This window comes from Planktotalea frisia (assembly GCF_001890925.1).
GTDB classification, from domain to species: Bacteria; Pseudomonadota; Alphaproteobacteria; order Rhodobacterales; family Rhodobacteraceae; genus Planktotalea; species Planktotalea frisia.
In genome coordinates this window covers 45,205-51,639 of sequence record NZ_MLCB01000079.1, presented here as the reverse complement: position 1 = coordinate 51,639, position 6,435 = coordinate 45,205, and the positions used below count along the sequence as shown (strand labels likewise).

Here is a 6,435-nt window from a genome sequence, read left to right as displayed (position 1 = left end):
TCAGACAATTTCCGCGTCATAACCCATGAAAAAATTCGGGTTTTGGGGTAGCAGCGGTATAAGCAAACTTATTTAAAACTTTTAGTTAACGTTCGCGGGCGTTTGAGATCGGGATTTCGATCCATTCAATCAGCTGTCTGGCAAAGTCGCCGATGATCGGAATGAACTCGAACTGAGAGAGCCACCAAACGACGAGCGACACGAGTATGGAGGCCCCAAGGACCGAGCCAAGGCCGAAGGCCAAGCCACGTGTGAACTGAAAAAGAATGAGCCGCCACAAAGAGTTATGCACGCGGATGAAGCGGTGGCTGTTGAGCGTTTCCAGCTCTGCGGTGAGCTTGTCGAGACGCGCATCGGTGTCGTCATTCATAGGGCAATTCCCAGAGTTGCGGTTGCTCAGTGTAGGCGATGTAGAGCGGGTGTTTGGGGTGGCCTGCTTTGCTGAGACCAAGGTGAAAGAGCGGTTTACCAAGAGTTAACAAAAGTGTCTGTACCTCGGCTCCGCGCGCAAGATGGGCCCCATGTGTGCCCCATGCGGCGATGATTTGATCTGCCGAGCGACTCGCGGTTAGAATCGCTTGATCATTGTCAGGGCCGATGGGATTTGCGGCGGCTTTCATATTGCGCGGATCCGTGTCGCGCCACGCGAATATGTTGGTCACCGTAAAGCTGCCGAACCCAAGCGCGCGCGCGCGGCGCTCGCAGCGTTCTACAGTCGGATCGTTTTGCACCTCCGTCGCGGTAGAGGGGTTGAGCATCACAAAACACACATGCTTGCCTGCGGGATACCAGATACGGCTCAGCGAATAGCGGTAACGCTCGCAATCTGAATAGATCGCAGTGGAGGGCGCATCGCCTTTGATATGAGTTCGCGTGATCATAAGGGCGTTATGCCTGAAACGTGCGGCTGTGCAAATCTGTGCTATCGTGTGCGGGTGAACAGAAAGGACATTATATGCAGTTAGGTGCGTTTTCGGTCAGTTTGGCAGTGAAGGATTTGGCGAAGTCCATTTCGTTTTATGAAGATTTAGGGTTTTCCCACTTCGGCGGAACAGTCGAGCATGGGTATGCGATCATGAAGAATGGAGAGAGCTTGATAGGTTTGTTTCAGGGCATGTTTGAGACCAACATGCTGACGTTCAATCCTGGCTGGGATCAGTCTGCTAATGTGGTTGACCCGTTTGAGGACGTGCGCACGATCAAGGCCAAGATGATGGCAGCAGGGCATATGATTGCGCATGAACAGGGCGAGACGTCAGGGCCTGCGAGTTTCACCGTGATCGATCCAGACGGGAACCCGATCTTGGTCGATCAGCACCGTTAAGCGGGTCGCACGAACACGCGTGAGGGGTGTAATTCGCCTGCTTTGTAGACGCCAACGGCCACAGCTTCGCCATTGAGAGAGGCCCAAGCTTCATCACCGTATTCGACGCCATCTGCCGCAAAAACCATACCGGGGTTGCCGTTGCGCAGTTTGGCGGCGCCTTCTTCAGTGCAGCGCAGTTCGGTCAGATCATCCAGCCCGATCTCAAGCGGTTGGATGTGATCGTCGAGCGCGGGAGTGCGTTCTAACTCTTTGATCTGATCCATGCTCAACCCGTTGGTGGCTTCAAACGGGCCAGACCAAATGCGGCGAAGTTTCAAAACGTGGCCATAACAGCCTAACGCTTCGCCCAAGTCACGTGCGATAGAGCGGACGTAGCCGCCTTTGCCGCAGGTCATTTCAAGCTCAACGTGATCCGCATCAGGGCGATCAATCAAGAGCAGCTCTTCGACCCAAAGCGCGCGGGCAGACAGTTCAACATCCTCGCCGTCGCGGGCAAGTTTGTAGGCGCGCTGGCCATCGATTTTGACGGCGGAAAATTTAGGCGGCACTTGCTGGATGTCGCCGATGAACGCGCTCAGCGCATCGGTGATGTCAGCGTCTTCTGGACGCAAGTCACTGCTGTGGATCACTTCGCCTTCGGCATCGTCGGTGTTGGTGGCTTGGCCGAGACGCACGGTGAAGCGGTAGGCTTTCAACGCGTCAGTGATGTAGGGAACCGTCTTTGTTGCTTCACCAAGTGCAACCGCCAAAACGCCTGTCGCTTCAGGATCAAGCGTGCCAGCGTGCCCTGCTTTTTTCGCATCCAGCGCCCATTTCACTTTGTTCACAACAGCGGTCGAGGTGATGCCCGCAGGTTTGTCGACAACGAGCCAACCCGAGATATCGCGACCTTTGCGTTTACGTGCCATTTGGGGTGTCCTTGAAAACTTCAGCCATTGCCTAAGCGCGCCGCCTAGCCAATCTGTAGAGGCGCGTCAATTACTCAGCAGGAATGACAGTGCCGACGATAGGGCCAAGTTTGTTCCAGCCCACACCAGAGGATCCGACCTGAGGGGCATAAACGCGCGAGATATTGCCATCAAAGAACAGCGCATTCGGTGTCTTTAGAACATCGCGGTAGAATGAGCCGAACTCATGGAACGTGACCGTGTTGCGCGAGATTGCAAAGGCTGCAGTGCGGCCATCTGCGCTGGTTCCAACGCCATTGCGGATGTAACGCGATGTGCTGTCGATCAGGAATCGCGGGTGAAGTTTGCCATCGATCACAAGCATTGGACCGGATTGGCTGGCGTATGTGCATTCAGGGGGGCGTTTGGCAAATTTGCGGGCTTCAATCACATCCGCGCGCTTTTCGCCGATGCAGAACACGCCATTTGGAAGTAGGCCAAAGTTGCCAGGACCCTCAGATGTTATGATGCGTTGCTCTTGTTCGCCGTCCTCAAGGTAGAGGCCAACAGGCGCGCGATCTTCATGATACATTCCTGCATTCATCGCGAAACTTAGCTTTTCGCCGTTTTGTTTCAGTTCGGAATTAACGGAAGAGAAGTAGCCATGCACGTCGCCGGTGTCGTCTTTGAGAAACAGGCGGAGGTCTTCGGTGGTAAGGTCCACATCGCAGACGACATAGCGATTGTCTTTATAACTTTGCTCGCGACATTCGGCTGCGGTCAAAGGCGCCGCAAAGCAAATTAAGAATGCACAGAGCCAGCGCTTCATTCTTCCTCGTCGTCACGCTCGTCTGCGCGTTCAATGTCTTTGCGCACGTGTTCTTGTTCGAACATGCGGCGTGTTTCATCCATCTTGTCGAAGGTTTCATCAAGTCGGAAGCGCATGTCAGGCGAGTGCTTCAACGCGAGCTTTTTATTGATCAATTGACGCAGTTCGCCTTTGTTCTTGGCGAGCAGCTGGACAACGTCATCCTTGCCCTCGCCACCAAGGGGTAGCGCATAAACAGTTGCGACACGCAGATCAGGGGACACGCGCACTTCGCCGATTGTCACAGACAAACGGTTGAGTTCAACGTCGTGCAGATCACCGCGTTGCAGGATTTCAGACAGACCACGACGGATCAATTCACCGACCCGAAGTTGACGCTGTGATGGGCCGGAGCCACTGGAGTAGGATTTCTTAGCCATGTGCCCCACTTAAGCGCTATCGCCGCCTTTGCCAAGCTGCTGTGCGCGGGTTAAGAGAGAGCAACGAGAGAAGGAATATTGCGATGACTGAAACGCCTGGAATTGTTGTGACTGGTGCCTCTGGCCGCATGGGTCAGATGTTGATTAAAACCATTCAGGAAAGCGATACCGCGCATCTTGTTGGTGCCTTGGAGCGTCCGGGGCACGATTGGGTCGGTCGCGATATTGGTGTCGCAATGGGCGGTTCCGAGGCTGGTTTGTTGGTGACGGATGATCCTTTGGAGGTGTTTGCCAAGGCGCAGGCGGTGATTGATTTCACCTCGCCCGATGCGAGTGTCGCCTTTGCTGGTCTCGCCGCGCAAGCGCGCGCTGTGCATGTCATTGGCACTACGGGTTTTGAAGATCATCACTTGGCCGTGTTCAAAGCGGCTGCGCGTCACGCAACGATTGTGCGGGCTGGCAACATGAGCCTTGGTGTTAATCTGCTGACTCAATTGACAAAAAAGGTCGCGGCGGCGCTCGATGAAGATTTCGACATCGAAGTGATCGAGGCGCATCACAACATGAAAGTGGACGCACCCTCTGGCACTGCGCTGATGTTGGGTGAAGCGGCGGCTGAGGGTCGCGGCGTCGATCTTAAGGATGTGCGCGACAGTGGGCGTGATGGCATTACAGGTGCGCGCAAGCGGGGCGATATTGGTTTCACGGCCATTCGCGGCGGCGATATTGTGGGCGAGCACGATGTGCTTTTTGCAGCGGCTGGCGAGCGGATTGTGATCCGTCATATGGCGACGGATCGGCGCGTTTTCTCGCGAGGAGCTTTGAAAGCCGCGCTTTGGGGACAGGGTAAAGCACCGGGTGAATATGATATGCTTGACGTGCTTGGTCTTTAATTCTCCTTAAATTAGGCAAAAACCCACGCTAGATAGTGGCCCACTGTAGAGAGTTTTTTGATCCGATCAGGTCAAACTAGCGTATAGTGGGTACATTAAAAGGGATTCGAACTATGTTGAGATTTTGCGCTTTTGCGACTGCTTTGGTGGCGACCCCTGCCTTTGCGGCGAACTATACAAAGATCAATGACAAGGCTGAATTCGTAAAGTTAGTGAACGGCAAAACACTGACGCGCCCTTTGGTGAAGCTTCAAGTGTCGTCCGCTGGAAGCATCAAAGGTCGCGGTGCGACGTGGGATGTTGAGGGCAAATGGACGTGGAAGAACGGCTATTTTTGTCGAAACCTGAATTGGGGCGGCACCGAGCTTGGCTATAATTGCCAAGAAGTTGGGCTTTCCAATGGTAAGGTGCGGTTCACTTCTGATCAGGGCACAGGCGATTCTGCTGAATTCAAACTGCGCTAAGCGGTCAGAAGTCTATCGCGATTCCTTTTTTCTCCCAATCACCATAGCGCACAGGTTCTGGACCGTTGCGACCACCTAACTCTGGTGCAAGGTCGAGTGCTTTTGCATTTTTGCGGCGCTCTTCTGCTTCGGCTAATGCGCGCTGGGCGGCTGGGGGTAGATCATTGTTTTCTATGTCGGCCATGTTCGAGCGCTCCTTTCCATGGGGGTGCACCCTTGATATACGCCGCGAAGCAGGATCGGCAAGCAGCGCAAAGGGCAAGCAATGGCAGATAATGGTGTAGCAGCGCGACGTGCAGCGGCTGGATTGCTTGGACAAGTGCTAGGCGAGCAAGTGATGCTCTCGGAAGCGCTAGGCGCGTCCTATATGCAAAAGCTTGATTATGAAGACCGCGCGCGGGCGCAACGCTTGGCGACAGAGACGCTGCGCTCGTTGGAGCGTGTTGATCGAATCATGAAGCCGTTTTTGCGCAAACCGCCGCCTTTGGCTGTCCATAATGTTTTAAGAATTGCCACGTATGAACTTTGCACAGGTGGTGCAGCGCATGGTGTTGTGAATGATGCTGTCAGCAGTGTCGGCGCGAACAAGCGCACTGAAAAGATGAAGGGTTTGACGAACGCGGTCTTGCGCAAGGTCGTGGACAAAGGACCGGAAGAATGGGCAAAATTGCGTGTGCCGCGCTTACCCAAATGGCTGCGCGCACCTTTGTCGCTGGCGTATGGGTCTGAGAATGTCGGTGCGATCGAACGTGTGCATTTTGCAGGCGCACCTTTGGATTTGACGCCAAAGGGTGATGGCGCTGCATTGGCCGATGCTGTTGGTGGCACTTTGACGGCGACAGGGTCTGTTCGGATCGAAGGCGCTGTTCAAGTGTCTGCGTTGGCTGGATACGCGGCAGGCGATTGGTGGGTGCAGGATGCGGCAGCAGCTTTGCCCGTTGCGATTTTGAAGCCTAAGAGTGGCGAAAAGATTATCGACTTGTGCTGCGCCCCGGGTGGCAAAACGATGCAGATCGCCGCGAGCGGTGCTGAGGTGACAGGGGTTGATACGTCAGATCGCCGGATGCAACGCGTGCGTGAAAACTTGGAACGCGCGAAGCTTTCGGCGGACTTAGTTGTCGGGGACGCTATGGAGACGCGCGGTCAATACGATGCGGTACTGCTCGATGCGCCGTGTTCTGCGACGGGTACGATCCGTCGACACCCTGATTTGCCACTGGTGAAAGATGGGTCTGAGTTTGGTGAATTGATTGAATTACAGGCGCAAATGTTGGCCCATGCGGTGACACTTCTCAAACCCGGTGGACGTTTGGTGTTTTGCACATGTTCATTGCTTCCTGATGAAGGCGAATGCCAGATTGAAGACCTGCTTGAGGCCCATCCGGAATTGGAAACTGATCGCGAAGCGTTGAAGGTTGATGGTGTTGATCCCGTGTGGATCACACAGGAAGGCGGTCTGCGTTTGCGTCCAGATTACTGGGCAGAGCAGGGTGGCATGGATGGGTTTTATATCGCACTGCTGCGCAAACCAGCTTAACGCGTGATTTTCAGCGATGACTCTGAGCTGATCTCGAGGTAAGGTCGCTTTAATCAACGCGCCAAAAGAGCGCATAGGG

The 6,435-nt window shown here is 54.5% G+C and carries 10 protein-coding genes; 4 read left to right on the top strand and 6 right to left on the bottom strand.

The window, feature by feature from the left end; translation table 11 throughout:
* Nucleotides 1-85: 85 nt before the first annotated feature.
* Both PFRI_RS04655 and PFRI_RS04650 read right to left on the bottom strand, forming a co-directional pair.
* Nucleotides 86-370, bottom strand: a complete 285-nt coding sequence (locus tag PFRI_RS04655) for a DUF5665 domain-containing protein (protein WP_072629573.1) — start codon at nt 368-370, stop codon at nt 86-88.
* Nucleotides 363-881, bottom strand: coding sequence for a DUF1643 domain-containing protein (locus PFRI_RS04650; protein WP_072629572.1), 519 nt, complete (start codon nt 879-881; stop codon nt 363-365). The genes PFRI_RS04655 and PFRI_RS04650 overlap by 8 nt, the downstream gene beginning before the upstream one ends.
* Nucleotides 882-955: 74 nt before the next feature.
* On the opposite strand from PFRI_RS04650, the gene PFRI_RS04645 reads away from it, so the two are divergent.
* The gene (locus tag PFRI_RS04645; RefSeq protein ID WP_072629571.1) at nt 956-1,324 is read left to right on the top strand and encodes a VOC family protein; all 369 of its coding nucleotides are present in this window, start codon (nt 956-958) and stop codon (nt 1,322-1,324) included.
* Here PFRI_RS04645 and truB read toward each other — a convergent pair.
* From truB to rbfA, 3 genes are all read right to left on the bottom strand, one after another.
* A complete protein-coding gene (gene truB, locus PFRI_RS04640) occupies nt 1,321-2,235 on the bottom strand; it encodes a tRNA pseudouridine(55) synthase TruB (RefSeq protein WP_072629570.1) in 915 nt (304 codons plus the stop codon). The two genes, PFRI_RS04645 and truB, sit on opposite strands and share 4 nt — an antisense overlap.
* Before the next feature lie 70 nt (nt 2,236-2,305).
* Nucleotides 2,306-3,043, bottom strand: a complete 738-nt coding sequence (locus PFRI_RS04635; RefSeq protein ID WP_072629569.1) for a phosphodiester glycosidase family protein — start codon at nt 3,041-3,043, stop codon at nt 2,306-2,308.
* Nucleotides 3,040-3,462: a 30S ribosome-binding factor RbfA gene (rbfA, locus tag PFRI_RS04630; protein ID WP_072629568.1), complete on the bottom strand. Its 423-nt coding sequence runs from the start codon at nt 3,460-3,462 to the stop codon at nt 3,040-3,042. Before rbfA ends, PFRI_RS04635 begins: the two co-directional genes overlap by 4 nt.
* An 83-nt stretch (nt 3,463-3,545) precedes the next feature.
* Here rbfA and dapB point away from each other — a divergent pair, with 83 nt between their 5' ends.
* Both dapB and PFRI_RS04620 read left to right on the top strand, forming a co-directional pair.
* The gene (gene dapB, locus PFRI_RS04625; RefSeq protein WP_072629567.1) at nt 3,546-4,355 is read left to right on the top strand and encodes a 4-hydroxy-tetrahydrodipicolinate reductase; all 810 of its coding nucleotides are present in this window, start codon (nt 3,546-3,548) and stop codon (nt 4,353-4,355) included.
* 113 nt (nt 4,356-4,468) lie between these two features.
* On the top strand, nt 4,469-4,819 hold the full coding sequence (locus PFRI_RS04620) for a dihydrodipicolinate reductase (RefSeq protein WP_072629566.1): 351 nt from the start codon (nt 4,469-4,471) through the stop codon (nt 4,817-4,819).
* Between the two features lie 4 nt (nt 4,820-4,823).
* On the opposite strand, the gene PFRI_RS04615 is transcribed toward PFRI_RS04620, so the two are convergent.
* Nucleotides 4,824-5,003 (bottom strand): DUF1674 domain-containing protein, encoded by a 180-nt coding sequence (locus tag PFRI_RS04615; RefSeq protein ID WP_072629565.1) that lies wholly within the window; start codon nt 5,001-5,003, stop codon nt 4,824-4,826.
* An 81-nt stretch (nt 5,004-5,084) separates the two neighbouring features.
* On the opposite strand from PFRI_RS04615, the gene PFRI_RS04610 reads away from it, so the two are divergent.
* A complete protein-coding gene (locus PFRI_RS04610) occupies nt 5,085-6,356 on the top strand; it encodes an RsmB/NOP family class I SAM-dependent RNA methyltransferase (protein WP_072629564.1) in 1,272 nt (423 codons plus the stop codon).
* Nucleotides 6,357-6,435 lie beyond the last annotated feature (79 nt).

Excerpts from the sequence above, each read along its gene's own strand:
- PFRI_RS04635 (WP_072629569.1), bottom strand. The coding sequence starts at position 3,043 with ATGAAGCGCTGGCTCTGTGCATTCTTAATTTGCTTTGCGGCGCCTTTG.
- PFRI_RS04645 (WP_072629571.1), top strand. The coding sequence starts at position 956 with ATGCAGTTAGGTGCGTTTTCGGTCAGTTTGGCAGTGAAGGATTTGGCG.
- PFRI_RS04615 (WP_072629565.1), bottom strand. The coding sequence starts at position 5,003 with ATGGCCGACATAGAAAACAATGATCTACCCCCAGCCGCCCAGCGCGCA.
- PFRI_RS04655 (WP_072629573.1), bottom strand. The coding sequence starts at position 370 with ATGAATGACGACACCGATGCGCGTCTCGACAAGCTCACCGCAGAGCTG.
- truB (WP_072629570.1), bottom strand. The coding sequence starts at position 2,235 with ATGGCACGTAAACGCAAAGGTCGCGATATCTCGGGTTGGCTCGTTGTC.
- PFRI_RS04620 (WP_072629566.1), top strand. The coding sequence starts at position 4,469 with ATGTTGAGATTTTGCGCTTTTGCGACTGCTTTGGTGGCGACCCCTGCC.
- PFRI_RS04610 (WP_072629564.1), top strand. The coding sequence starts at position 5,085 with ATGGCAGATAATGGTGTAGCAGCGCGACGTGCAGCGGCTGGATTGCTT.
- PFRI_RS04650 (WP_072629572.1), bottom strand. The coding sequence starts at position 881 with ATGATCACGCGAACTCATATCAAAGGCGATGCGCCCTCCACTGCGATC.
- rbfA (WP_072629568.1), bottom strand. The coding sequence starts at position 3,462 with ATGGCTAAGAAATCCTACTCCAGTGGCTCCGGCCCATCACAGCGTCAA.
- dapB (WP_072629567.1), top strand. The coding sequence starts at position 3,546 with ATGACTGAAACGCCTGGAATTGTTGTGACTGGTGCCTCTGGCCGCATG.